Genomic DNA, 24,143 nt, shown 5'->3' with positions numbered 1-24,143 from the left:
CGTCCTCAGGTGTCAGTCGCGGTCGCGGACCCGGACCAGGCCCGCGAGGGTGCCGAGCCAGGCGGAGCCGTCGGGCCCCAGGGCGACCCGCGACCCGTCACTGCCGGCCGCGAGCCCGGTGCCGGTGCGCACGCTCCACATGCTGCGGCCCGACCCGGCGTCGAGCGCGGTCAGGTACCACGCGCTGACGCCGGCCAGGGACGGCCGCTTGGTCCAGGCGTAGACCAGGCCGGTGGGCCAGCTGGCCGTCACCCCCGAGCTGGGCGAGACCGCCTCGCTGGTCCAGCGCACGACGCACGTCCCGTCGACGAGGTCGACGCGAGCGATGCCCGGGTCGCTCGTGAAGCCGAGAAGCGTGCTGCGCGGCGAGGAGTAGCCGTGGTTGTTCGCGACGACCACGCCGCTGCCGAGGGAGGCGAGGTCGCTGCGGGTCGACCCGTCACCCTCCTCGAAGACCGGCTGACGGCAGATCGGCGCGCCGGTGTCGCGCGCGAGGAAGGTGACGCCGAGGCGGTCGTCGACCTCCTCGGTCACGGCCACCGCGCCACCGTCGAGCAGCACCGGGGCGGACCCGCTGGCATTTGCCTGCTCGGCCCTCCATTCGGTGCGGGGCGTGCCGTCGGGGCCGGCGGTCAACCGGTAGAGCGCCTCGTCCGAGACGACGTACGTCGCCCGCGCGTCGACGGCGATGCCCCGCCGGACCGGTTCGGCGAGGTCGAGCACGGCGACCCGGCCCGAGCCCGGCTCGAGGGTGCCGAGGAGACCCGTGGCCGACACCCACCACATAAGGCCCGACCAGTCCGGGGCGATGGCGACGACGCAGTCGCCGTACGGGATCCACGGCTTGAGGTCCCAGGTGCCGGAGAGGTCGAGCGAGGCGTCACCGGTGTCGACCGCCGACACGGTGCGCTGTTCGGCGACGACCGCGCGGTCGTGGTCATCGAGGTAGAAGGCGTCCGCGGAGCAGGCCGGGTCCGCGGACGCGGGACCGAGGTCGTAGGTGGCGGTGGGACGCATCGAGTCGGGGTCGAGGAGCCGGAGCCGGGAGCCGTCGCCGTCCTCGCAGCGAGCGACGAGCGCTCCTTCCGACGTCGGTGCGATCTGCCCGCAGCGCTGGTGGAGCCACGCGGTCTCGACCTCGGGCTGGAGGCCCAGAGGCCCGGGGCGCTGGGCGGCCGCACCGGTGGTGCGGTGGGGGTGCTGCGGCGCCTCGGTGGCGATCGGCCGCGCGTCTGCCGGTCGCCCGACGTAGCGCGGGACCGCCCAGGCCCCGGGCGCGGGCGGGATCGGCAACCATCCGTCCGGGATCGCGAGCGCCACGAGCGCGACGACCAGCGCTGCGGCGCCCACCGCTGCGGCCGGCCGCGGCCGCACGTCGACACGGTCGACCACCCACCAGCGCACCCGCGGCACGCACAGCAGCGCCACTGCGAGCAGCGGCACCACGGGACCCCACGCCAGCCAGGCCAGCAGCACCGCACCGACCCCCCAGACCACCGGAAGACCCTAGGCGAGCGGCTGCCCCTCAGCGGGGAGGCTCGGCCGGTGGCCGGCGCCGCGGCATGCGGCGTTCGTCACCCGGCCAGCACGGACCGTGCGATCCGACCGGCCGGCGGGCGGCCTCAGTCGGCCAGGTGCGGCGCGGTGACGGTGAGGTCGGCGTAGGCGCCGAAGCCCTCGGCACCGCGCAGGAAGATGCGGGACTGTCGCGGCCGGGGGACCCGGGCCGGAGCAGGCTCGTGGATCGGGATGGCGTCCGCCTCGTTGCGCGGACGCACCAGGGCCGGGCCGCTGAACTGCTCGAGGGACTTGATCCGTCCCGCCACGTCCCAGGTGATGTCGTCGTTCTTCTTGCTCCGCATCGCGGACTCCTCTGATCCCCGGAGCGGTCCCCCACGGACCGCGCCACACCCTCAAGGCTAGGAGCGCCGCGTCGCGGTGACCCCGACTAGGAGAACCCTTCGGGAACTCTTGGGAAGTCGGTCCAGACAGGTCGAAGACTTCGTCTGCTGGGCCTCTGCTGGGCCTCTGCCGGACGTCTGGCGGACGGTCTGCCCCGGCCCGGCGACACGGCCCGGAACGCCAAGGACCGGCTCACGCAGAGCGTGAGCCGGTCGTGGTCGCACCGATCGCGGCGACCCCTCCCCAAGGAGGTCGCCGCGACCTGGTCAGGCAGCCGGCGGTCGGACCGCCGAGCTGGTGTCCACCGCGCCGCGCTGGCGCGGGATGACTGGTTGTGCCGTCTCCGCGCGGACGTCGTACGACGCCGCCTGAGCTGTGTCCCCCACTGCACCGACCCTGATCATCGGGTGCCCTCCTGATGTGTTGACTGGTTCATCCGTGTCTCGATCCCCACGATCGATATCCCCTGGAAAGGAAGGATGGTCCCAGTGTGCTCCTGATACATCCGTACAACTACTGATGATTGCCATTCGGTACGGAGGTCCAGACCAGCGGATTCCGTGGCAACAAGTGGCAACTAGCGTGGAAACCGTCAGGCGGCGGCCCGCGCCTCGCTCTCCAGCTTGCGTCCGAGGAGCCGACGGGTACGGCGGTCACCGGTGGCCATCTTGTAGAGGATGGCAAGTTGCTCGGGCGCGTTCTTCGCGTTCGTGGTCGCAAGCCAGCCGTTGGGCAGCGACAGGCGCACCACCTTGTGCCAGGCCGAGTAGACCTGCGGGACCATCGGCCGGGCGCAGTAGGTGAGGTCGTACTTCTCGAAGAGGGCCTGCACCTTGGGCGCGATCTCGGCGTAGCGGTTGGACGGCAGGTCCGGGAACAGGTGGTGCTCGATCTGGTGCGACAGGTTGCCGGTCATCAGGTGCAGGAACTTCGAGCCGGAGATGTTGGCGCTGCCGAGCATCTGGCGGACGTACCACTCGCCCTTGGTCTCGCCCTCGATCGAGCGCTTCTCGAAGGTCTCGACGCCCTCGGGGAAGTGGCCGCAGAGGATGACGGAGTTGGACCAGAGGTTGCGCACGATGTTGGCGGTGACGTTGGCTGCGAGCGTCGGCAGGAACGAGCCGGTCGGCAGCGAGAGCAGCGGGTGGACGACGTAGTCCTTGGTGGCCTGCTTGCGGATCTTGCCCAGCACCTGCTTGGCGCGGCGGCGGAACTCCGGCTCCTTGGTGCCCTTGCGCTTGATCACGGCGCCGAGCTCGAGGTCGTAGGCGGCGATGCCGTACTCGAAGAAGACGGCGTTGATGAAGCAGAACACCGGCTGGGCCAGCGACGCCGGCGTCCACGGCTGGTCCTCGTCCACGCGCATGATGCCGTAGCCGAGGTCGTTGTCCTTGCCGATGACGTTGGTGTAGGTGTGGTGCAGCTCGTTGTGGCTGTGCTTCCACTGCTCGGCGGGCGACGCCATGTCCCACTCCCACGTGCTGGAGTGGATCTTCGGGTCGCGCATCCAGTCCCACTGGCCGTGGAGGATGTTGTGGCCGATCTCCATGTTGTCGAGGATCTTGGAGATGCTCAGGCCGAGGGTGCCGAGGACCCAGGCCGGCGGGAACGCGCTGAACAGCAGCACCGCGCGCGAGCCGAGCTCGAGCTTGCGCTGGGTGTCGATGACCCGGCGGATGTACGCCGCGTCGCTGGCGCCGCGGTCGTCCAGGACGTCCTGGCGGATGGCGTCGAGCTCGATGCCGATCTGCTCGATGTCGGCCTCGGTGAGGTGCGCGATCGGGCTCTCCTGGCCGAGGACGGCCTTCTTCTGGATCGTGGTCATCGGGGTGTCCTTCCGTCTTTCGTCTCAGCCGGTCGAGGAGGTCGCTCTGGCGAGCGTCACGGGACCCGCGGGTGGGGGTGGTGTCAGTGGTCGATGTGGCAAGGGCCGGCGGCGGCGTTGATGCAGGTCTGCACCTTGATGTCCCCGGTCTCACCGGGGACGGCGGTCGTGATGGCGCCGTTGCGGAGGTCGCGCACGCTGCCCTCGCGGAGCGGGATGACACAGCCCATGCAGATGCCCATCCGGCACCCGCTCGGCATCAACATGCCCGCCTCCTCGGCCGCGTCGAGGATCGGCGTGGCGCCGTCGAGCTCGAGCGTCGCGCCGGAGGTGAAGCTCACCGAGCCGCCGTCGCCCGGCTCGACCCGGGCGGTGCGGAACTGCTCGGTGGTCAGCGTGAGGCCCGCGGCCTGGTGGTGGGCGGCCAGGGCGTCCAGCAGGCCGGCCGGTCCACAGGCGAGGGTCGTGCGCTCCGCCAGGTCGGGGACGAGGTCGGCCAGGTCGTCGACGTCGAGGACGCCGTGCTGGTCGTCGTACCGAGCGACGAGGCGGATGGATCCCGCGGCGTCGAGCGCCTCGAGGTCGCGGATGAAGATCGAGTCGGGGTGGCTCGGCGCCACGTGGACGACGACGATGTCGTGGACCTCGCTGCGGGGAAGGCGCAGGACGCCCTCGTCGGTGCTCGGGTAGAGGTTGCGGAGCATCCCGATGACCGGCGTGATGCCCGAGCCGGCGGTGACCATGAGGAACTTGCCGCCCTCGGGCGGCAGCACGAACTCGCCGGCGGCCTGCTCGAGGTGGACGAGCGTGCCGGGCCGCGCCTCGTGGACGAGGTGGTTGCTGACGAGGCCGTCGGGCACGGCCTTGACCGTGATCGAGATGCGGCCGTCGCGGCGCGGACCGTGGGTGAGGGAGTAGGCACGCCACTGGCGTACGCCGTCGACGTCGATGCCGATGCGGAGGTACTGACCGGGCACGTGGCCGGCCCAGTCGGCGCCGGGGCGGATGACGAGGGTCGCGGCGTCCGCGGTCTCCGGGTGCACGGACTCGATGCGACCGCGCAGGTCGGCGCCCGAGCGGAGAGGGGCGAAGAGGTCCATGAAGTCGGCCGGGAGGTAGGGCGTCGTGGCGGCCTCGGCCACGCGGACCAGGTGGTCCCGCACACGCCTGCCGCGCACCCGATCGGTGCCCGCCTGCTCGAGAGTCGTGCTCATGGGACCACAGTGCCCGGATCCGACTGTGCTTACCTGCCCCCGGCACGTGAATCGAGGCTAGACTCTTGTTCGCAACGAACAAAATCGATCCCTGGAGTCCCGTTGGCCACCCGACCTGTGCGCCCCACCACACAAATGCCGACCGTGGTGGGTCTCGATCCGGCCGTGACGGACGCCCTGCGCTCGCAGCTCGCCCAGATCGCCGACAACGCCGTCCTCGCGATCGTCGAGGAGGTCCCGAGCTATGCGGGGGCGTGGAGCGGCCGGATGGGTGAGGTGATCCGCAACGCGGTGCAGCTCGCGCTGGGCGGGTTCCTGACCCTGGCCACCAGGTCCGGCGCCGACGCGCCCCGGGCGCCCGCGATCGAGGGTGCCTACCAGCTCGGCCGCGGCGAGGCCCGCCAGGGCCGTACGGTCGAGGCGCTGCTCGCGGCCTACCGCATCGGTGCCCGGGCGTCGTGGCACCACATGGCCGACGTCGCCGTCGAGGCGGGCGTGGACGCCGGCCAGCTCGCCCGCTTCGCCGAGCTCGTCTTCGCCTACATCGACGAGCTGTCGGCCTCCTCCGTCGCCGGGCACACCGACGAGCTCGAGAGCAGTGGCCGCGTGCGGCAGCGCAACCTCGAGCGGCTCGCGCGGGCGCTGCTCACCGGCGCACCTGCCGACGCCGTCACCGCTGCGGCCGAGCGCGCCGGCTGGGAGCCGCCGGGCGCGCTGACCGCGGTCGTGCTCCAGGAGTCGCAGGTGTCCCACGCGCTGACCGCGCTCGACCAGGCCACGCTGCAGCCCACCGACGACGTGCCGGGCCTTCCCGAGGGGCACGCGTCGCTGCTGGTGCCGAGCACGGGGGCGGCTGCGGCGCGCCCTGCGTTGCTCCGCGCGCTGCGCGGCACCGATGCCGTCGTCGGGCCGTCGGTGCCGTGGCTCGAGGTCGTCGCGTCCCACCGGCGCGCCGTGCGATGCGCCGCGCTCGGCATCGGCGGCCTCGTCGATGCCGACGACCACCTGGCCGCCCTCCTGCTGACGGCCGACCCCGACGCACGTGCGGACCTGCGCGCCCGGGTGCTCGCCCCGCTCGCCGACCTGCGCCCCTCCACTGCCGAGAAGCTCACCGAGACGCTCCGCAGCTGGCTGCTCCACCACGGCCGCCGCGACGCCGTCGCCGAGGAGCTGTTCGTGCACGCCCAGACCGTCCGCTACCGGGTGCAACAGCTCCGGGAGGTCTACGGCGACCGCCTCGAGGACCCCGCCTTCGTGCTCGACGCGACCCTCGCGCTGGCCTGACGCCGTACGGCCGCGCGCCGCTGTGACGTCGGCCCTCGCCCGGCGCTGTAACGCCGGGTTATGGCCTGTACCCACCCCGGAGGACCATAGGGGGTACAGCTCCTCCGGCGTTACAGCGGATCAGGGCCGGCGGTTCAGGGGCGCTCGTACGCCGCGTCGCCGGCGACCCAGGTCACGACGACGTGGTCGGCGAAGGCCCGCAGCCGCTCAGCGTGCGCGCGGTCGGACGAACCGTCGAGGGGGTCGGCGTCGAGGAGGACGAGGTCGGCCGGGTGGCCGGCCGCGACGGTCCCCCAGCCGTCGGTGGACGCGGCCAGCGCCTCGCGCGCGGTGATCGACTGCTCGGGGTGCCACGGCTCGCGGTCGTCGCCGGACCGGTGGACCGCGGCGGCGACCGCCAGCCACGGGTCGAGCGGCGAGACCGGGGCGTCCGAGCCGAGGACCACGTCGACGCCGTCGTCGAGCATCCACCGCAGCGGGAAGCAGCGCTCCGCCCGCCCGGGCCACAGCCGTTCGGTCACGTCGCGGTCGTCGAGCAGGTGCGCGGGTTGCACGCTCGCGCGGACGCCGAGCCCGGCCATCCGTCGTACGTCGTCACGGGTGGTGAGCTGGACGTGCTCGATGCCGCCGCGGGCTCCGGTGTCGGCGAACGCGTCGAGCGCCTCTGTGACCGCCCGGTCGCCGATCGCGTGGACCGCCACGTCGAGCCCGCCCGATGCAGCGCGGGCGAGCAGCGCGCGCAGCTCGTCGGGGGTCTGGTTGGGCTGGCCCTCCTCGAAGCCCGCCACCGCCTTCTCGGCGTAGGGCTCGCAGCACCAGGCCGTACGGGTGTTGAGCGAGCCGTCGCTGATGATCTTGAGCGGGCCCATCGTCAGGCGCGGGTCGTCGGCCAACGGGTCACCCGAGCGCAGGCCCCGGGCGAGCACGTCGTCGAGGCCGTCGGCGTAGCAGGCGTGGCGGACGCGCAGCAGGTCGGCACCCGCCGACCACCGGTCCACCCAGTCGGCGACCCCGCCGCTGAACTCGAGGTCGACCAGCCCGACCACGCCCTGCGCGGCGGCCGCCTCCATCGAGCGGCGGTAGGCGTCCGGGCCGGTGCCGTCGGAGCCCATCACGCCCGCCAGCCGGCCGTAGGCCTGGAACCACTCGCCCTCGCTGACGACGTCCTGACGGCTCGAGAGCGCGAGCACGTGCAACGCGGTCGTGTTGAGCCAGCCGTGGTGGCCGTCGCCGGCGATCAGCACGATCGGCTGGTCGGTGTCGATCGCGTCGAGGTCGGACACGGTCGGGCTGTCCGGCCACGCGGTCGGCCGGTGGCCCCAGCCGATCACCGGCAGGTCCGGCCACTCCTCGAGGCGCGCGCGCACCGCGGCGACGGCCTCCGCGCTCGACCGCGCCGAGGCCAGGTCGAGCCGCGCCGACGCGAGCGTCCACTGGCCGAGGTGCACGTGCTGGTCCCACAGCCCCGGCATCAGCCAGCGCCCCGCAGCGTCGTACGTCGACTCGCCGGGCCGCGTCGGCAGCGACGGCCCGACCTCGGTGACGACACCGTCCTCGACGCGTACGTCGACGGGCCCGGGCACGTGCCCGGTGAGCGCCACGAGGCGGGTGTCGCGGATCAGCATGGCGCCACGGTAGGACGTGCGGTCGCCGCCCCCGTCGCGGCCCCGTCCCGGACCCCGCCCGTCCGAACAGGCGGCGGCGGGCGGTGCGCACACGGTGTCGCCTAGAGTGCGGCCATGGACTGGCGGGGGCCTGCGGTGGTTGTCGCGCTCCTGGCGATCGGCGCCGGCAGCGGTTACGCCGCGTCGGGAGCCACCCGCGACACCTCGATCGGCACCGGCTCCGGGACGCCGATCCCGGCGCGCAACCCGGAGTACCCCGTCGAGGCCGACCTCCCGTTCGCCCAGGACCCGGACGACCCGACCCTCCAGCCGGGCCTGCAGATGCGGACCGAGACGCGCGGCGAGGGCAAGTTCGAGATCACCTTCCCCGCCCCCGTCGGCTGGACCTCCAACACCAACGCGAGCAACGAGTGGAAGTGGAAGCAGCCCGGCACGTCCAACAACACCTACGTGATGCGGATCGAGCAGATCGACAGCCAGGACATCACCATCGAGGACGCCATCGACGTGCGGATCGAGCGGCTCGAGCGCGAGCAGGAGGACGTCGACATCCTGGCCCGCGGCGCCGACTCGCTCGAGTACACCTACCGCAGCAACGAGGGCAACGCGCGGCACAGCTTCATGCGGTGGCTCGACCTCGACCAGAGCGGGCAGGCGGACGTCGAGATCGTGGTGCACGGGCGCCAGCGCGACGTGCCGGGGACGCGTGACCTGATCCGCCGGGTGGCCGACGGCATGCGCGGAGCGACCGGCGGCGTCGTCGAGTGACCGTGAGCCGTCCGGCCGATGGCCTAGGTTGTCGGCCGTGACGTGGCGGGGGCCGGTGGTGCTGGTGCTGCTGCTGGCGCTCGGTGCCGGCGCGGGCTTCGGCGCGTCGTGGGCGCTGGGCGAGACGGCGGTGGGCACCGGGGAGGCGGCGCCGATCGTCGCCGAGCCCACCCTGCCCGTGGACCCGAAGCCGGACCTGCTCCCCGACCCGGACTTCCCCGCCCTCGCCCCTGGCATCGAGCTGGTCGAGCAGCGGGTCGGCACCGGGGACTTCGGCCTCGCGCTCGAGCGACCGGCGGGGTGGCGGTTCACGACCAACTCGCTCACCGAGTGGCAGTGGCGCCCGCCCGACTTCCAGACGTTCGGCTACTACATGCGCGTCGAGCAGGTGATCAGCAACCGTCGCTCCATCGCCTGGACCCTCGACCGCCGCATCGACGAGCTCGTCGAGGACGAGCAGTCCGTGCAGATCAAGAGCCAGGGCGGTGGCCGGCTCCACTACACCTACGTCACGAACAACCACCTGCGCCACGGGTTCCTCACGTGGCTGGACCTCACCGGGTCCGACAACGCGCAGGTCGAGATCGCCGTCACGGGACGGGCCGCCGACGTGCCGGGGATGTCGGAGCTCATCGGCCGGGTGGCGGAGTCGATGCGCCTGGGCCGCAAGGACCCCGGGGACGACGCCCCGTAGGTCGGGTCGACCTAGAGGCCGTACGTCGTCACCGACGCCAGCACGCGCGTGGCCGTGGGCCGGTCGTCGGCCGCCACCTGGATCCAGAGCAGCCGGTTGGTGGTGGCCTGCACGACGCGCTCGACGATGACGTCGGCGCCGGGGCAGCCCCGGAAGTAGACGGTCCTGGACTCGTCGCCGTCCTGCACGTCCTCGATCGGCTGGCCGTTCTCCTCGCAGGCGAAGTGCTGCGGGACCCGGGCGGGGAGCTTCTCGGCGACCAGCACGCCCACGAAGACACCGGGGGCGGCGTCGGTGGTGGTGTTCCAGCCGGGCCTCGACCCGACGGCGAGGGCGGGCTGCTCGGTCTGTCCCTCGAGCTGCGGTGTCCACTGCTCGGGGTCGACCTGGGTCGTCCAGGACTCGGGCACCGTCACCTCGATCGTCCCGGTGGCGTCCTCGATCGTGCGCTCGGTCGTCGCCCCCTGCTCGGCGGCCCACCCGACGCCGAAACCTCCGGCCAGCGCGACGATCCCGGCGACGAGCCAGGGCAGGCGGCGCCGCCGACCCCTGCTCGCGGGCGCGGCCGAGTCGCGCAGGCGGTCCGTGCCGACGGGACGGGCGGCCGCCTGGGTGAGCTCGGGGTCGGTCGGCACCCACGCCAGCGGCGCCTCCTCGACCTGGCCGCCGAGGGCCTCGGCGAGGGCGGCGGTGAAGGACTCGACGTCGTCGTAGCGGTCGTCGCGGTCCTTGGAGAGCGCCTTGCCCACGACGGCGTCGGCCTCGGGGTTGCCGATGTCCATCGGCGGGGGTGGCGCGGGGTCCTCGGCGGCGGCGAGCGTGGTGTGGTGGAACGGCTGCCGGCCGGCCAGGAGGTAGTAGGCGAGCGCGGCCAGCGAGAACTGGTCGGCGCGCCCGTCCAGCGCCTCGCCCTGGGCCTGCTCGGGGGCGACGTAGGTGGGCGTGCCGCCGACCATCGTGAGGCGCGAGGACATGTCCATCGCCTTGCCCAGCCCGAGGTCGCCGACCATCGCGACGACCTGGGCGCCACGGGCGCTCTCGACGGTGCGGAACAGGACGTTGGCCGGCTTGATGTCGCGGTGCAGCACCCCGCGGTCGTGCAGCGCGGTGAGCCCGCGGCCCACCTGGGTGAGGACGGTCAGGGCCTGCGACGGCTCGAGGGCCGACAGCTCGAGGCGGTCGGCCAGCGTGCCCTGGTCGGCGTACGCCATCACGAGGAACGGCCGCTCGTCGGGCAGCTCGCCGGCGTCGTAGACCGTCACCACGTGGGGCGACTCGACCTTGCGGAGGAAGCGGCCCTCCTCGACGAAGCGCTGGCGGATGTGGAGGTCGCCGGTCCAGTTGTCGGCGAGCACCTTGATCGCCACGGGCGAGTCGAGGTGCTCGTCGTAGGCGAGCCACACGGTCGCGAAGGCCCCCGACCCGATGCGACGGCGCACCGGATACCGACCGAGACGAGAGGGAGCGGACACCCGGGCATTATCGTGCAGGGGTGATGGATTCGGGGGACCGCGGGGCCGCACTGACGGCGGACGAGATCGACGAGCTCGCCCGCGACGCCCGTGACGGCGACCGCGACGCGCTCGAGCAGCTGCTCGCAGCCGTGCGTCCACGCGTGCTCAACATCTGCCGCGGGGTGCTCCCCTACTCCGGCGACGCGGAGGACGCGTGCCAGGAGGCGATGCTCAACGTCGCGACCAAGATCCACACCTGGGGCGGTCGCGGCCGGTTCACCACCTGGCTGCACATCGTGGCGGTCAACAGCGCGCGGTCGACGTACCGCCGGCTGAAGAACCTGGCCACCCCGACCGACTTCGAGGACGGCGCCCACGACCGGCCCGACCCGCGCACGACGAGCGTCATCGCCGGGACGCGCCTCGACCTGCTCGAGGCGATGGAGACCATCGAGCGCGACCACCCGCAGTTCGTCGAGCCGCTGCTGCTGCGCGACGTCTACGGACTGCCGTACGACGAGATCGCCGCGCTCGTCGACGCCCCGCTCGGCACCGTCAAGGCGCAGATCCACCACGGCCGCAAGCTCGCCCGGCCGTTGCTCCGGGGCGACAGGTGACACTTCCCCTGCGTCGTCGGCTGCCCGCTCTGCTGGCCGGCGCGGTCCTGCTGGCGGGCTGCTCGTCGGAGGCCAGCGGTCCGGACGAGCTCGCCACCCCGTCCGCCTCGCCCACGTCCGAGGCGACGACCGACACCGAGCAGGGCGCGGTGGCCCCGGCCTCCGAGCCCGTCGTCGTGCCGGCGGTCGAGCAGGACCTCGACGCAGCGCTGTCCGAGCCGGTCGAGGACAGCGTCTACCCGGCCGTCGGCGACCCGCGGATCGACGCGCTGCTCTACGACCTCGACCTCGACTGGGACCCAGACGCGAAGCGGCTCGAGGCCTCGGCGGTCGTCACCTTCCGGGCCGCCCGCACCGCGCCGCGCTTCCAGCTCGACCTCGGCCCCGGCCTCACGGTCGGCCGCGTGCAGCTCGACGGCGAGGCGGTGGGGTTCGCGCGGCGCGGGAAGGACCTCGTGGTGAAGGCGCCGATCACGGCCGACGAGCGCCACGAGCTCAGCCTCGACTACGTCGGGACCCCCGAGCCGGCGCCCGCGCCGACCACGCGCAGCGACTTCTCGACCACCGGCTTCACGATCACCGACACCGGTGAGGTGTGGACGATGCAGGAGCCCTACGGCGCCTACACGTGGTACCCGGTCAACGACCAGCCGTCCGACAAGGCGCTCTACGACGTGACGATCCACGCGCCGTCGCCGTGGACCGGCATCTCCAACGGCCACCTCACCGAGCTGACGGACGACGACGGGACCACCACCACGTCGTGGCAGCTCACCGAGCCCGCGTCGTCGTACCTCGTCACGCTCGCGATCGGCGACTACGCCCACAGCGCCGGCACCACCGCCGACGGCATGCGCGTCGACTACTGGACGCCCCGCGGCCTGGTGAAGGGCGTCGAGCAACTGCAGACCGCGGCGGCGTCGGTGGACTGGATCGAGGGCAAGCTCGGGACCTACCCGTTCGACTCCCTCGGCCTCGTCGTCACCGACTCGCAGAGCGCGATGGAGACCCAGACGATGGTCACGCTGGGCAACAACGACTACGTCCTGTCGCCGCAGGTGATCGCGCACGAGCTCGTCCACCAGTGGTACGGCGACCAGGTGTCGCCCGCCGACTGGAGCGACGTCTGGCTCAACGAGGGCATGACGATGCTCCTGCAGTGGATCTACGAGGACGAGCACGACATCCGCCCGCTGCGCCAGACGATCACCCAGGCGCGCGCCGGCGACCAGGGCCTGCGCGACCAGTACGGTCCGCCCGGGGACTACGACCCGTCGCAGTTCGGCAGCTCCAACATCTACTACACGCCCGCGCTGATGTGGAACGAGCTGCGGGTCGAGCTCGGTGACGACGAGTTCTACCGGATCGCGCGGTCGTGGCTGGAGGACAACGACAACACGTCGGTCACCCGCCAGCAGGTCTTCGACCACTGGGAGAGGGAGACCGGCCGCGAGCTGTCGGCCTTCTTCGACGCCTGGATCACCGGCGGCCGCACGCCGAAGCCGGGGGTCCCCGCCGCATGAGCCGGCTCTCCGCGCACGACCTCATCGCCCTGGTGCTGGACGACGACTCGTGGACGTCGTGGGACATCGCGCCCTCGCGCGACGGGATCGGCGAGGAGTACGCCGCCGAGCTGGCCGCCGCGGCCGAGAGGTCGGGCGTCGACGAGTCGGTCCTCACCGGCGAGGCGCGGCTGCGGGGGCGCCGGATCGGCGTGCTGGTCGGCGAGTTCGGCTTCCTGGCCGGGTCGATCGGCCGCGCCGCGGCCGACCGGATCGTGGCCGGCATCGAGCGCGCCACGCGCGAGGGCCTGCCCCTGGTCGCCGCGCCGGTCAGCGGGGGCACGCGGATGCAGGAGGGCACGCCCGCCTTCGTGCAGATGGTGCGAATCTCGGCCGCGATCGCGGCCCACCGCACCGCGGGCCTGCCCTACTTGGTCTACCTCCGCCACCCGACCACCGGCGGGGTGATGGCGTCGTGGGGCTCCCTCGGCCACGTGACCGTCGCCGAGCCCGGCGCGCTCGTCGGCTTCCTGGGCCCGCGGGTCTACGAGGCGCTCTACGGCAAGGCGTTCCCCGACGGCGTCCAGACCTCGGAGAACCTCTACGCCCACGGCATCATCGACGCGGTCCTGCCACCCGACGAGATCGCCGACATCCTCGACCGCGCACTGACGATCCTGCTGGCCGCGCGGGAGGGCGTCGCCCCGGTGGCCGACCCGGGGCAGGAGTCGGTGCCCGACGTGGACACGTGGGACTGCGTCACCCGGTCGCGCCGGCCGGACCGGCCGGGCGTCCGCCGGCTGCTGCGCTACGGCGCCAGCGACGTCGTACCGCTCAACGGGACGGGTCAGGGCGAGCGCGACCCCGGCCTGCTGATCGCGCTCGCGCGGTTCGGCGAGGCGCCGTGCGTCTTCCTCGGCCAGGACCGCCGCGGGCAGACGACCGACCACCCGATGGGCCCCGAGGCGCTGCGCGAGGCCCGGCGCGGGATGCGGCTGGCCTCCGAGCTCGGACTGCCGCTGGTGACGGTGATCGACACCCAGGGTGCGGCGCTGTCGGCCGACGCCGAGAACGGCGGCCTGGCCGGCGAGATCGCGCGCTCGCTCGCCGACCTCGTGACGCTCGACGCGCCCACGCTGTGCCTGATGCTCGGGGAGGGCAACGGCGGTGGGGCGCTCGCGCTGCTGCCGGCGGACCGGGTGATCGCCGCCCAGCACGCGTGGTTGTCACCGCTTCCGCCGGAGGGCGCGTCGGCGATCGTGCACCGCGACCTCGACCACGCCGCCGAGATGGCGCGCGCCCAGCAGGTGCGGGCCCTCGACCTCTACCGCCGCGGCGTCGTCGACCGGATCGTCGCCGAGAAGCCCGACGCCGCCGACGAGCCCGAGGAGTTCTGCCACCGGGTCGCCGCGGTCCTCGAGCACGAGCTCAGCGCCCTCCTCGCCGCCGGCCCGGGCACCCCGGAGCGACGGGCTCGTCGCTACGCCTGACGGACGGTCGGCGTGGGCTGGCGCTGGAGTCACCGGATGTCCGGTGACCGCAACGGTTGTCGGCCGAGATCTCGGCCGACAACCATGGAACTCGGCTACGAAGTCCGGCTGGGCGCCGGGACGAGCGTCATCCCTTGGCCGACCGCTCCTCGGCATCCTCGGCGGCGGCCTCCTGGGCCTCGACGACCTCGGCCTCGGTGACGGCCTCGGGCGCCTCGTCCGGCTCCTGCCCAGCGGCGGGCTCGTCGGCGGGCGCGTCGGCCGGTACGTCGGCCGCCTGGGCCGGCTGGTCGTCCGGGCCGCCCGGCAGGGAGACGCCGGGGACGGTGCCGGTGAGAGTGGCGAGCATCTGCCGCACGTTGGAGAGCTGGGCGTTGATGCTGTCGCGGCGCTGGGCGGCGGCGGTGAGCTCGCGGTCCGACTCGGCCTTGACGCGGTCGGCCGTCGCGCGGGCCTCGGCCACCATCGTGGTCGCCCGCTCCTCGGCGTCGGCGAGCATCCGGGCGATGCGCGACTCGGCCTCGGCGCGGTTGCGCTCGAGGGTCGCCTCGGCGTCGCGGTTGCGGGCGTTCATCGCGTCGAGCTCGGCCTGCGTCGCGGCCTGCTGGGCCTGGAACTCCGAGGTCGCCTTCTGACGGCGCTCGGCCAGGGTCGTCTCGAAGTCGGCGGCTGCCTGGGCGGCCTTCGCGCGTGCGTCCTCGTGCAGCGCCTCGGCCTCGGCGCGGCGGGCGGACGCGTCCCGCTCGGCGGCGTCGCGCTCGGACTCGGCCGCCGTACGCGCGTCGGCGACGACCCGGGCGCCCTCGGCCTCGGCGTCGCGGCGGGTCTCCTCGGCGTAGCGGTCGGCGTCGGCGCGGACGGCGCCCGCCTCCTGCTCGGCCTCCTTGCGGAGCGCCTCGACCTCGCCGAGCACGCGGTCGCGGATCTCGGCGGCCTCGGTCTCGGCCAAGGAGAGGATCTGCCCGACGCGCTCGCCGAGGTGGGTGTACGTCGGCAGCTCGGGCTCCTGCGACTCCCGGGACACCAGCGCCTCGCGGGACGACGCGGCCTCGCTGCGTGCCTGTGCGGCGTCGGCCTCGGCTGCCTGGAGCCGCGAGCGGAGGGTGGCGACCTCGGACTGCGCCTGTCCGATGGCCTTCTCGACCTCGGCGGGGTCGTAGCCGCGGCGCACGGTCGTGAACATCTCGTCAGGCATCGGGGGTCTCCTGGGCGGTGGTGGGGGCAGGGGCGGAGTCTGGGCTGGGGGTGTCCGGGTCGGCCGCGAGCTGCTCGCGCTCGGGGACCGAGAGCGCCTCGATCACCCCGGACAGCTGACCGAGCTCGGCGGCGATGCCGTCGCGGCGGGTCTGCAGCTGGGCGATCTCGGCGCGGGCGCGCTCGAGCGCCTGGCGGGCGCTCTCGCGCAGCTGCTCGGCCTCGGCGCGACCGTCGGCCACCAGCGCGAGCGACTCCTCGCGCGCCCTACGCCGGTCCTCGGCGGCGGCCGCCCGGCTGGCGGTCACCTCCTGGGCGACGAGGGCCCGCAGGCTGGCCGCGCCGGTCTCGGCCTCGGCCCGGCGTCGTTCGAGCCGCTCGACGGCGCGCTCGGACTCGTCGGTCGCCTCGGCGATGATGCGGGCCGCCTCGGCGTGGGCCTGCTCGAGCGCGGACCGTGCCTCGGCGGCGCGTTCGGCCGCGGTGGCGGTGGCGGCCTGGGTGATCTCCTCGGCACGCACCTTGGCCTCGGCCAGCTCGATCGCCATGCGGCCGTTGACGGCGGCGAGGATGCCCTGCACCCGCTCGCGGACCAGGCGGACGTGGTCGCCCGCCTCGGCGTGCGCGGCCTTGCGGATCGAGTCGGACTCGGCGGCGGCGCCGGCGAGCACGGACTCCACGGTCGCGGTCGCCCACTCGGTCTGCTCGGCCGCGTGCCGCAGCTTCTCGTCGCTCTCCGTGCGCGCGGCGGCCAGGGTCCGCTCCGCCTCCTCGCGCAGCCTGTCGGTCTCCGCGCCAGTGGTGCGGCGCAGCTCCTCGGTGTGCAGCGCCGCCTCGTCGCGCATCCGGGCGGACTCGATCGAGGCGGTCGCACGAAGCGACTCGGCCTCGGCCGTCGCCGAGCTGAGGAGCTGCTGGCCAGCGGCGCGGCCCTCCTCGACCAGTCGAGCGGCGGCCTCCTGGGCGGCGGCGACCGCGGCGTCGTACTCCGCCTTGGCGGCCTCGAGGAGCGAGGCGCGCTCCCCGGCAGCGCTGTCGCGCAGCTCCTGGGACTCCGCGCGGAGGACGATCGCGTCGTCCTGCGCCTGCGAGCGCAGCTGGTCGCCCTCTGCCCGGGCGGCCTCGACGGCCTGGTCCCGCGCGGCCTCGGCGGAGCCCATCAGCAGGGCGGCCTGCTCGTTGGCGTCGACCACGATGGTCGCCGCCTCCTCGGAGGCGCCGGCGAGCACCTGCTCGGCCTGCTTGCGTGCGCGGCCGGCCTCGGCGCGGTCGGCCTCGGCCTCCGCGGCCAGCCGTCGCGCCTCCTCGCGGAGCACCGCGAGGTCGGCGGTGAGGCGCTCGGCCTCCGCGCGGGCCTCGGCCTGCAGCTGGTCGGCCACCTGCTGCGCACGCGCCAGCAGGGCGGCCGTGGTCGGCTCGCCGGACGAGGCCGTGGCGGCATCGAGGGCCATGTGCCCGCTCCCTTCGCGCGCATGTTCCGAGAGGCTCCGGAGGAGCATTGTGGCAAAGGGGTGTCATCCCTGACAAAGGATCGTCACTGGTTGCGCTGACAGCGAACCACCCTTGCCGCCCCTCGCGACGAGCGGTGGAGTGCCCTCATGAAGCTCCTCGTGCTCGGTGGTACCCGCTTCCTCTCCCGCGAGACCGCGACCCAGGCGGTCGCGCGTGGCTGGGACGTCACGTGCGCCTGCCGCGGCGAGTCGGGGCCGGTGCCCGACGGCGCGCCGCACCTGCCGTGGGACCGCTCCGAGGAGCCGCCCGCGGCCCTCGCGGACGGTGGCTGGGACGCCGTGGTCGACGTGACCCGCCTGCCGTCCCACGCCCGTACGGCGGTCGCGGCCCTGTCGGACGCCCACTGGGTCTTCGTCTCGACGGTCAGCGTCTACACCGACAACTCCTCGGCCGCGATGCAGCCGCTGGCCGACCCGATCACCGAGGACGTGGACCTCGCGGTCGATCCCGAGGCCTACGGCGGGATGAAGGTCGCCTGCGAGCAGGCGATCCGGTCCGTCGCCGCGTCGTCGGTGGTCGCCCGGCCGGGGCTCATCGTGGGTCCTGGGGACCCCACCGGGCGGTTCGCGTACTGGCCCCAGCGCCTGGCGCGCGGTGGCGAGATGCTGGCACCGGGCCGGCCCGAGGACGTCGTCCAGGTGATCGACGTGCGCGACCTCGCGGCCTGGCTGCTCGACCTGGCCGCGGCCCGCACGACCGGGGTCTTCGACGCCGTCGGCACCCCGATGCCGTTCGGGGAGATGCTGGCCGGCGTCGCGTCCGGCGTGGGCTCCGACCCGGAGCTGACCTGGGTGGACCAGGACTTCCTCGAGGCGCACGACGTCGCCCCTTGGGCCGGCGAGGGCTCGCTGCCGCTCTGGCTGCCCCGCCCGGAGTACGACGGCATGCTGGCGCACGACCCCCGCCCGGCCGAGGCGGCGGGGCTGCGGCTCCGTACCCCCGCCGAGACAGCACCGGGCTGCCTCGACTCGCCCGTCGTCGCGATCACCCCCGAGCGTGAGGCCGAGCTCCTCGCCGCCTGGCACTCCCGCTAGGCGTTCGAACCTCCCCGCTCGGTATCTCGGGGTATCCAGGGACGTTCTGGTAGGTCGGAGGATCCCGGGACCTACCAGAACGTCCCTAGATACACCTGCTGGGTCTCAGAACAAGAGCGCGGTCCCCGGGTCCTGCAGGATCCCGGCCACGTCGGCGAGGAAGCGCGAGCCCTTCTCGCCGTCGATGTGGCGGTGGTCGAACGACAGGGCCAGCGTGGTCACGTCGCGCACGACGATCTCGCCCGTCTCCTCGTCCACCCACGGCCGCTTGTTGATCGCGCCGAAGCAGAGGATCGCGGACTCGCCGGGGTTGATGATCGGCGTGCCGGCGTCGACGCCGAAGACGCCGACGTTGGTGATCGTGAAGGTGCCGCCGGCCATCTCCGCCGGCTGCGTCTTCCCGTCGCGGGCCGTCGCCGTGAGCTCGGCGAGCGCCGCGGCCAGCTCGGTCATCGACAGGCTGTCGGCGTCCTTGACGTTGGGCACGACCAGGCCGCGCGGCGTCGCGGCCGCGATGCCGAGGTTCACGTAGTGCTTGTACACGACCTCCTGCGCGGCCTCGTCCCAGAAGGAGTTGATCTCCGGGGTGCGCTTCATCGCCAGGATGACCGCGCGGGCGAGGACCAGCAGCGGGCTGACCTTCGTGTCGCGGAGCTCGGGGCGCTTCTTGAGCCGCGCGACGAGCTGCATCGCGGCGGTCACGTCGACGGTGATCCACTCGGTGACGTGCGGGCTGGTGAACGCCGACTGGCTCATCGCCGTCGCCATCATCTTCCGCACGCCCTTGATCGGCTCGCGGGTCTCGCGCTCGCGCGGTGCGTCGTACGACGACGCAGCGATGGGTGCGGCCGGGGATGACGCTGCGGCCGGGGTCGAGCCCGACGTGGCGGCGTGCACGTCGTCGCGCGTGATCGACCCGGATGGTCCCGTGCCCGTCACACTGGTCAGGTCGACCCCGAGGTCCTTGGCGAGCTTGCGCACCGGCGGCTTCGCCAGTGCGCGTACGTCGCCCGGCTCGTTCTGCGCGGCCGACGGCACCAGCGCCTCGGCCGGCGCCGCCGCCGGCGCCGGCCGCTGGTCGGTGGCCGGCACCGGCGACTCGTCGGCCGGCATCACGTCCTGCGACTGCGCACCCCCCGGGGAGAACGCGCCCTGCACCTGCATCTGGGTGTTCGCGCCGGCCTCGGTGCTCGGCGAGGCGGACCCGCGCCGGGCCCGTCGCATCGGGCCGCGCTCGGCCTTGATCCGTCCGACGAGGGACGCGCCCTCCATCGACCCGGACGCGGCCGGGTTGGAGAGGTCGATGTCGGCCGGGTCCACCTGGGGCGCGGTCGAGTGACCGCTCTCGGCCGCACCGGCCTTCTGGGCCATGCCGAGGTAGGGGTCGGACTCGGTCTGCTCGGCGGTCCCGGCCGCCGGAACAGGGGTGGCGGCCGGCTCCTCGCCCGCCGCACCGATCGAGATGATCGGTGTGCCGACGGCGACGGTGACGCCCTCCTCGACGAGCAGCGCGAGGACCGTGCCCTCGAACGGCGACGGCAGCTCGACGAGCGACTTCGCCGTCTCGATCTCGACGATGACGTCGTTGATCTCGACGGTGTCGCCGACCTTGACCTTCCACGCCACGATCTCGGCCTCGGTCAGGCCCTCGCCGACGTCGGGGAGGAGGAACTCAGACATGGCGGGCCTCTCAGTATCCGAAGGTGCGGTCGACCGCGTCGAGGACGCGATCGAGGTCGGGGAGATACTCCTCCTCGATCCGCGACGGCGGGTAGGGCATGTCGAAGGCACCGACCCGCAGGACCGGGGCCTCGAGGGAGTAGAAGCACTCCTCAGTCACGCGGGCAGCCACCTCGGCACCCATGCCGAGGTTGACGTGCGCCTCGTGGGTGACGACGCAGCGACCCGTACGTCGTACGGAGTCGTAGACGGGCTTCATGTCCAGCGGCGACAGGGTGCGCAGGTCGATGACCTCGAGGTTGCGCCCCTCGGACTCGGCGGCCTCCGCCGCCTTCAGCGCCGTCTTGACGGTCGGGCCGTAGGCCAGCACCGTGGCGTCGCTGCCCGGGCGCACCACCCGCGAGGTGAACAGCGGCTCCGGGGTCGCGGACTCGTCGAGCTCGGCCTTGTCGGCGTGGTACTGCCGCTTGGGCTCGAGGAAGACGACGGGGTCGTCGTGGGCGATCGCCTGCTGGATCATCCAGTAGCCGTCGACCGGGTTGGAGCAGGCCACGACCTTGAGGCCCGGGGTGTGGGCGAACTGCGCCTCCGGGCTCTCCGAGTGGTGCTCGACCGCGCCGATGCCGCCACCGAACGGGATCCGGATGACGATCGGCATCTTCACCTTGCCCTGCGAGCGGTAGGTGTACTTGGCGACCTGGCACACGATCTGGTCGTAGGCCGGGTAGACGAAGCCGTCGAACTGGATCTCGATGACGGGGCGGTAGCCGCGCAGCGCCATGCCGACCGCGGTGCCGACGATGCCGGACTCCGCGAGCGGGCTGTCGATGACGCGGTCCTCGCCGAAGTCCTTCTGCAGGCCGTCGGTGATGCGGAAGACGCCACCGAGCTTGCCGACGTCCTCACCCATGAGCAGGACCTTGTCGTCGGCCTCCATCGCCTTGCGCAGGCCCATGTTCAGGCCCTTGGCGAGAGTGATCTTCTGGTTGGTCATGATCAGTGGCTCCCCTCGAACGAGGCGAGGTACGCCGCGAACTCGTCGCGCTGGGCGGCGATCTCCTCGGTCATCTCGCTGAAGACGTAGCCGAACTGGTCCATCGGCTTCGGGTCGGGCAGCGCCTTGCACCCCTCGCGCAGGTGGTGGCCCAGCTCCTTGGCCTCGGCGTCGAGGTCGTCGAAGAACTGCTGGTCGACCAGGCCGTTGCGCCGCAGGTAGACCTTCAGCCGCTCGATCGGGTCCTTGAGCTTCCAGTGCTCGAGCTCGTCGTTGAGGCGGTAGCGCGTCGGGTCGTCGGTCGTGGTGTGCGCGCCCATCCGGTAGGTGTAGGCCTCGACGAACGACGGGCCGTTGCCCTCCCGCGCACGCTGCAGCGCGGCCTTCGTGACGGCGTACGTCGCCAGCACGTCGTTGCCGTCGACGCGGATGCCCGGGAACCCGAAGCCCAGCGCGCGCTGGTAGAGCGGGATGCGGGTCTGGCGCTCGATCGGCTCCGAGATGGCCCACTGGTTGTTCTGGCAGAAGAACACGACGGGCGCGTTGTAGGACGCGGCGAAGATGAACGCCTCGTTGACGTCGCCCTGCGAGGAGGCCCCGTCGCCGAAGTGCGCGATCACCGCCGAGTCGCGGTCGGGATCGCCGGTGCCGACGACACCGTCGCGCTGCATGCCCATGGCGTAGCCGGTGGCGTGGAGCGTCTGCGCGCCGATGACGATCGTGTAGAGGCCGAAGTTGTTCTCGTTGGGGTCCCAGCCACCCTGGTCGACACCGCGGAAGAGCCCGAGCAGCCGCAGCGGGTCGACGCCCTTGCAGTAGGCGACGCCGTGCTCGCGGTAGGTCGGGAAGACGTAGTCCTGGGGGCGCAGCGCCCGGCCGGCGCCGATCTGCGCGGCCTCCTGGCCGAGCAGCTGGGCCCAGATGCCGAGCTCGCCGTGGCGCTGCAGCGCGGTCGCCTCGACGTCGATGCGCCGGGTCAGGACCATGTCGCGGTAGAGGCCGCGCAGCTCCTCGGCGGAGAAGTCGTGGTCGAACTCGGGGTGGTGGACGCGCTCACCCTCGGGGGTCAACAGCTGGACGAGGTCGGGACCGCCGTCGGACTGGGAGGGCCCGAAGACCTCCGCCAGGTCGGGGCCGAAGCTCACGGGATCGGACAACTCGGATTCTCCTCACAACAGCTAGCGGCAGTCACGGGATCGCCGGACGCCGACGGCTTGCAGGGGTGGACGCCGGCGTGTGTGACCGCGACCACATGGTGGGCTCAAGGTATCGGCAGCAGCCTGACAGCACCAATCAGACCGGGACTCCCGGCCCCCTGTGCACCGGCATGCACCGGGGCATGGATGAGCCGGCGCCGACGGACTCGTGGGTGTCCCGTCGACGCCGGCTCGCCTCCATTGGGGGGTGGAGGCTCGGGCGGCGGAGACCGCTACCCGGAGAGGAGGGCCGCCACACTCACCTCGGGCGAGGTGTGGCGACCCCCGAAAGGTCCTCCCGGGCGCGCTCGCAGGACGAGCGGCGGTCGGGTGTTCGTCAAGTCGATCAGCGGCGCGCGGGCACCGAGATGTGGACGGGCGAGCTGTCGCCCGAGGCCGAGGCCCGTGGCTGCACGGCCGTCAGGCCCCCTGCGGTGAGGAAGATCGCCAGCAGGGCGAGAGCGAGCCGGCGCATCAGACGTGGTTGCCGCGACGCGGCGGGTTGTAGGCACTGATGCCTTTCTGCGTGACACAAGACATGGAGATCCCCTTGTACTGCCGTGGAGTGGATGACCGGCGCCCCAAAGCCGTCGACCACCGCGCGCCATCCGCCCCCCAAAGGCGGTCGGCGCAGTTGCTTCGACGACTACTCTCACGCCCTCGTGCGCGGAGCGACACCCACTTGCCCGAGGCGGCGACCTAACTGGACGAGGCCTTGAGGGAGTCTTGGGGTATCTGGCCCGTTAGCGCGGGACTGGACCAGACCGATGGGCGAGTCGCGTGGCGCCCGCGCCGTACAGAGAAAGAGCCGGCGCCGACGAACTCGTGGGTATTCGTCGGCGCCGGCGGCCTCCGTGTGGGCGGAGGCGTTCGTGGGCCAGGCTGGGCCTGGCGGGGTCAGCCCAGGCGGTCTCCGGCCTCGGGCAGCTGGATGGGCGCCGGACAGCGCTTCGGGAGCCGGGTGCGCTCGAGCTGGCGCGAGCCGGCCTTCAGCACGACGACGGCACGCGACGCGCCGCGCACGGTGACGGTCTTGCGACCCAGCGACCTCACGACGAAGCGGTGCATCGAGCCGCCGACTCGGAGGTAGTAGAAGACCGCCCGGCCGGACCGGTTGTCCAGGCGCGCGCGCACGGCGCCCCGGCAGGTGGTCCGGACGTTGCCGACGGCCTTGCCGAACGACTGCTCGCCCAGCACCTCGGCCTGGCAGACGGTCACGACCTCGCTGTCGGTAGTGGCGTCCGCGGACTCGGTGGCGACATTGGCGTGGTCGTCACACGGTCCGTCGGTGACCCCGAGCGCCATGGACGACGTACGCACGAGCACGCGGTGGTCGGGTGCGGCCCACACGTCGTCCCAGTCGAGGGTGCCGAGGTCGGCGGGCGCGCCGCCGTCGGTGGAGGTGGAGACCGAGGTCAGCTCGTCGGTCTTCTGGTCGACGGCGTAGTCGGCCTGGGCGTCGTCGCTGCCGGACCCGGCGTCGGTCGCGACCGTCGCGGTGGTCACGGCCGGGCCGGCCGGCGCGGAGCCGGGGGCGCAGGTGTACGCGAACGAGCTCGCGCCGCTCGGCAGGACCACCTGCACGCCGTCGGCCGGCGAGGTGTCGGTGGCGGCGACAACGCACGCCGCAGCCCCGGCCAGCGAGGCCGAGACCGTGGCGGTCACCGTGGCGCCGGGGTTGGTGACGCCGATCGTGCCGGCGACCTCGAAGCCCGAGCGGGCGGGCGGTCCGAGGGCGATGACGCCGACGGCGTAGCGCACTGCGGCGGTGCCACCCTCGGCGACCTCGGCACGGTTGCGGTCGACGGCGTTGAAGACCTGCCAGGCGTAGTCGGCGTCGTAGGTCGCGGTCACGGTGTTGGTGACCACGGGCGCGCTGTCCACCGCGAAGGCCGCGGTCGGCGCGGCGATGACGGGCAGCGCCAGCGCCAGTACGGCGGCGCGGCCGAGGCGGCGTCCCGGACGCCCGGAAGCACCGGCGGTCGGCGAGCCGAAGAGAGTTCCCACAATCGTCCCCTGTCGAGCTGCCCGGTCGTTGCGCCGGGCGGCCGTGCTCCCCACGAGTCGGCCTGTGAGGCAACAGTGGGGCACCGACACGCCGTTCTGACCCGGCTAGGCCGAAACGCAGGACTACCTACAGAGGTCCTTGACCGAAATC

20 protein-coding genes are annotated in these 24,143 nt (G+C 73.0%); 7 read left to right on the top strand and 13 right to left on the bottom strand.

Features of this window, described 5'->3' with window-relative positions; all coding sequences use genetic code 11:
- Window positions 1-12 precede the first annotated feature (12 nt).
- The 4 genes from L2K70_RS00195 to L2K70_RS00180 all read right to left on the bottom strand — a co-directional run bounded on the left by L2K70_RS00195 (window position 13) and on the right by L2K70_RS00180 (window position 4,941).
- Window positions 13-1,497 (bottom strand): hypothetical protein, encoded by a 1,485-nt coding sequence (locus L2K70_RS00195; protein ID WP_236397236.1) that lies wholly within the window; start codon window positions 1,495-1,497, stop codon window positions 13-15.
- Between the two features lie 125 nt (window positions 1,498-1,622).
- The gene (locus tag L2K70_RS00190; RefSeq protein ID WP_236397233.1) at window positions 1,623-1,862 is read right to left on the bottom strand and encodes a hypothetical protein; all 240 of its coding nucleotides are present in this window, start codon (window positions 1,860-1,862) and stop codon (window positions 1,623-1,625) included.
- A 632-nt stretch (window positions 1,863-2,494) separates the two neighbouring features.
- Window positions 2,495-3,727, bottom strand: coding sequence for a fatty acid desaturase family protein (locus L2K70_RS00185; protein ID WP_236397231.1), 1,233 nt, complete (start codon window positions 3,725-3,727; stop codon window positions 2,495-2,497).
- A gap of 83 nt (window positions 3,728-3,810) precedes the next feature.
- Window positions 3,811-4,941: a ferredoxin reductase gene (locus L2K70_RS00180; RefSeq protein WP_236397229.1), complete on the bottom strand. Its 1,131-nt coding sequence runs from the start codon at window positions 4,939-4,941 to the stop codon at window positions 3,811-3,813.
- A 165-nt stretch (window positions 4,942-5,106) separates the two neighbouring features.
- Here L2K70_RS00180 and L2K70_RS00175 point away from each other — a divergent pair, with 165 nt between their 5' ends.
- On the top strand, window positions 5,107-6,225 hold the full coding sequence (locus tag L2K70_RS00175) for a PucR family transcriptional regulator (protein WP_236397227.1): 1,119 nt from the start codon (window positions 5,107-5,109) through the stop codon (window positions 6,223-6,225).
- Window positions 6,226-6,359: 134 nt separating this feature from the next.
- Here L2K70_RS00175 and L2K70_RS00170 read toward each other — a convergent pair whose 3' ends face one another.
- Window positions 6,360-7,850 (bottom strand): amidohydrolase, encoded by a 1,491-nt coding sequence (locus tag L2K70_RS00170; protein WP_236397224.1) that lies wholly within the window; start codon window positions 7,848-7,850, stop codon window positions 6,360-6,362.
- A gap of 114 nt (window positions 7,851-7,964) precedes the next feature.
- On the opposite strand from L2K70_RS00170, the gene L2K70_RS00165 reads away from it, so the two are divergent.
- Together L2K70_RS00165 and L2K70_RS00160 are read left to right on the top strand one after the other, a co-directional pair.
- Window positions 7,965-8,618: a hypothetical protein gene (locus L2K70_RS00165; protein ID WP_236397222.1), complete on the top strand. Its 654-nt coding sequence runs from the start codon at window positions 7,965-7,967 to the stop codon at window positions 8,616-8,618.
- A gap of 37 nt (window positions 8,619-8,655) precedes the next feature.
- The gene (locus tag L2K70_RS00160; RefSeq protein ID WP_236397220.1) at window positions 8,656-9,312 is read left to right on the top strand and encodes a hypothetical protein; all 657 of its coding nucleotides are present in this window, start codon (window positions 8,656-8,658) and stop codon (window positions 9,310-9,312) included.
- 11 nt (window positions 9,313-9,323) lie between these two features.
- On the opposite strand, the gene L2K70_RS00155 is transcribed toward L2K70_RS00160, so the two are convergent.
- The gene (locus L2K70_RS00155; protein WP_236397217.1) at window positions 9,324-10,751 is read right to left on the bottom strand and encodes a serine/threonine-protein kinase; all 1,428 of its coding nucleotides are present in this window, start codon (window positions 10,749-10,751) and stop codon (window positions 9,324-9,326) included.
- A 56-nt stretch (window positions 10,752-10,807) separates the two neighbouring features.
- Between L2K70_RS00155 and L2K70_RS00150 the strand changes: the two genes are divergently transcribed.
- The 3 genes from L2K70_RS00150 to L2K70_RS00140 are packed head-to-tail and all read left to right on the top strand — an operon-like array spanning window position 10,808 to window position 14,375.
- Complete coding sequence (locus tag L2K70_RS00150; protein ID WP_236397658.1) at window positions 10,808-11,383, top strand: RNA polymerase sigma factor; 576 nt, start codon at window positions 10,808-10,810, stop codon at window positions 11,381-11,383.
- Complete coding sequence (locus L2K70_RS00145) at window positions 11,380-12,906, top strand: M1 family metallopeptidase (protein WP_236397214.1); 1,527 nt, start codon at window positions 11,380-11,382, stop codon at window positions 12,904-12,906. Before L2K70_RS00150 ends, L2K70_RS00145 begins: the two co-directional genes overlap by 4 nt.
- Entirely contained in the window at window positions 12,903-14,375 is a 1,473-nt protein-coding gene (locus L2K70_RS00140) for a carboxyl transferase domain-containing protein (protein ID WP_236397213.1), read from the top strand. Before L2K70_RS00145 ends, L2K70_RS00140 begins: the two co-directional genes overlap by 4 nt.
- A gap of 127 nt (window positions 14,376-14,502) precedes the next feature.
- Here the strand turns inward: L2K70_RS00140 and L2K70_RS00135 are convergent, their stop codons facing one another.
- Window positions 14,503-15,570: an SPFH domain-containing protein gene (locus tag L2K70_RS00135; protein WP_236397210.1), complete on the bottom strand. Its 1,068-nt coding sequence runs from the start codon at window positions 15,568-15,570 to the stop codon at window positions 14,503-14,505.
- Window positions 15,563-17,020 carry a coiled-coil domain-containing protein gene (locus L2K70_RS00130; RefSeq protein WP_236397207.1) on the bottom strand — a complete coding sequence of 486 codons (1,458 nt, stop codon included), beginning with the start codon at window positions 17,018-17,020 and terminating at the stop codon, window positions 15,563-15,565. The genes L2K70_RS00135 and L2K70_RS00130 overlap by 8 nt, the downstream gene beginning before the upstream one ends.
- A 147-nt stretch (window positions 17,021-17,167) precedes the next feature.
- Between L2K70_RS00130 and L2K70_RS00125 the strand changes: the two genes are divergently transcribed.
- Window positions 17,168-18,115 (top strand): NAD-dependent epimerase/dehydratase family protein, encoded by a 948-nt coding sequence (locus L2K70_RS00125; protein WP_236397204.1) that lies wholly within the window; start codon window positions 17,168-17,170, stop codon window positions 18,113-18,115.
- 105 nt (window positions 18,116-18,220) lie between these two features.
- On the opposite strand, the gene L2K70_RS00120 is transcribed toward L2K70_RS00125, so the two are convergent.
- From L2K70_RS00120 to L2K70_RS00105, 5 genes are all read right to left on the bottom strand, one after another.
- Window positions 18,221-19,795 carry a dihydrolipoamide acetyltransferase family protein gene (locus L2K70_RS00120; RefSeq protein ID WP_236397201.1) on the bottom strand — a complete coding sequence of 525 codons (1,575 nt, stop codon included), beginning with the start codon at window positions 19,793-19,795 and terminating at the stop codon, window positions 18,221-18,223.
- Window positions 19,796-19,805: 10 nt separating this feature from the next.
- Window positions 19,806-20,789 carry an alpha-ketoacid dehydrogenase subunit beta gene (locus tag L2K70_RS00115; RefSeq protein WP_236397198.1) on the bottom strand — a complete coding sequence of 328 codons (984 nt, stop codon included), beginning with the start codon at window positions 20,787-20,789 and terminating at the stop codon, window positions 19,806-19,808.
- Between the two features lie 2 nt (window positions 20,790-20,791).
- Window positions 20,792-21,946 carry a pyruvate dehydrogenase (acetyl-transferring) E1 component subunit alpha gene (pdhA, locus tag L2K70_RS00110; protein WP_236397194.1) on the bottom strand — a complete coding sequence of 385 codons (1,155 nt, stop codon included), beginning with the start codon at window positions 21,944-21,946 and terminating at the stop codon, window positions 20,792-20,794.
- 385 nt (window positions 21,947-22,331) lie between these two features.
- A complete protein-coding gene (locus tag L2K70_RS20830) occupies window positions 22,332-22,460 on the bottom strand; it encodes a hypothetical protein (RefSeq protein ID WP_268929930.1) in 129 nt (42 codons plus the stop codon).
- A 422-nt stretch (window positions 22,461-22,882) separates the two neighbouring features.
- Window positions 22,883-23,992, bottom strand: a complete 1,110-nt coding sequence (locus tag L2K70_RS00105) for a hypothetical protein (protein WP_236397191.1) — start codon at window positions 23,990-23,992, stop codon at window positions 22,883-22,885.
- Window positions 23,993-24,143: the final 151 nt, after the last annotated feature.

It is taken from the genome of Nocardioides potassii, from assembly GCF_021648885.1.
Classification (GTDB): Bacteria; Actinomycetota; Actinomycetes; order Propionibacteriales; family Nocardioidaceae; genus Nocardioides; species Nocardioides potassii.
The sequence above is the reverse complement of the archived record's forward strand: the minus strand, read 5'-3'. Positions and strand labels throughout refer to the sequence as shown.

Coding starts and splice junctions, on each gene's coding strand:
- L2K70_RS00190 (WP_236397233.1), bottom strand. CDS start 1,862: ATGCGGAGCAAGAAGAACGACGACATCACCTGGGACGTGGCGGGACGG.
- L2K70_RS00185 (WP_236397231.1), bottom strand. CDS start 3,727: ATGACCACGATCCAGAAGAAGGCCGTCCTCGGCCAGGAGAGCCCGATC.
- L2K70_RS00180 (WP_236397229.1), bottom strand. CDS start 4,941: ATGAGCACGACTCTCGAGCAGGCGGGCACCGATCGGGTGCGCGGCAGG.
- L2K70_RS00170 (WP_236397224.1), bottom strand. CDS start 7,850: ATGCTGATCCGCGACACCCGCCTCGTGGCGCTCACCGGGCACGTGCCC.
- L2K70_RS00165 (WP_236397222.1), top strand. CDS start 7,965: ATGGACTGGCGGGGGCCTGCGGTGGTTGTCGCGCTCCTGGCGATCGGC.
- L2K70_RS00150 (WP_236397658.1), top strand. CDS start 10,808: ATGGATTCGGGGGACCGCGGGGCCGCACTGACGGCGGACGAGATCGAC.
- L2K70_RS00140 (WP_236397213.1), top strand. CDS start 12,903: ATGAGCCGGCTCTCCGCGCACGACCTCATCGCCCTGGTGCTGGACGAC.
- L2K70_RS00135 (WP_236397210.1), bottom strand. CDS start 15,570: ATGCCTGACGAGATGTTCACGACCGTGCGCCGCGGCTACGACCCCGCC.
- L2K70_RS00130 (WP_236397207.1), bottom strand. CDS start 17,020: ATGGCCCTCGATGCCGCCACGGCCTCGTCCGGCGAGCCGACCACGGCC.
- L2K70_RS00125 (WP_236397204.1), top strand. CDS start 17,168: ATGAAGCTCCTCGTGCTCGGTGGTACCCGCTTCCTCTCCCGCGAGACC.
- L2K70_RS00120 (WP_236397201.1), bottom strand. CDS start 19,795: ATGTCTGAGTTCCTCCTCCCCGACGTCGGCGAGGGCCTGACCGAGGCC.
- L2K70_RS00115 (WP_236397198.1), bottom strand. CDS start 20,789: ATGACCAACCAGAAGATCACTCTCGCCAAGGGCCTGAACATGGGCCTG.
- L2K70_RS20830 (WP_268929930.1), bottom strand. CDS start 22,460: ATGCGCCGGCTCGCTCTCGCCCTGCTGGCGATCTTCCTCACCGCAGGG.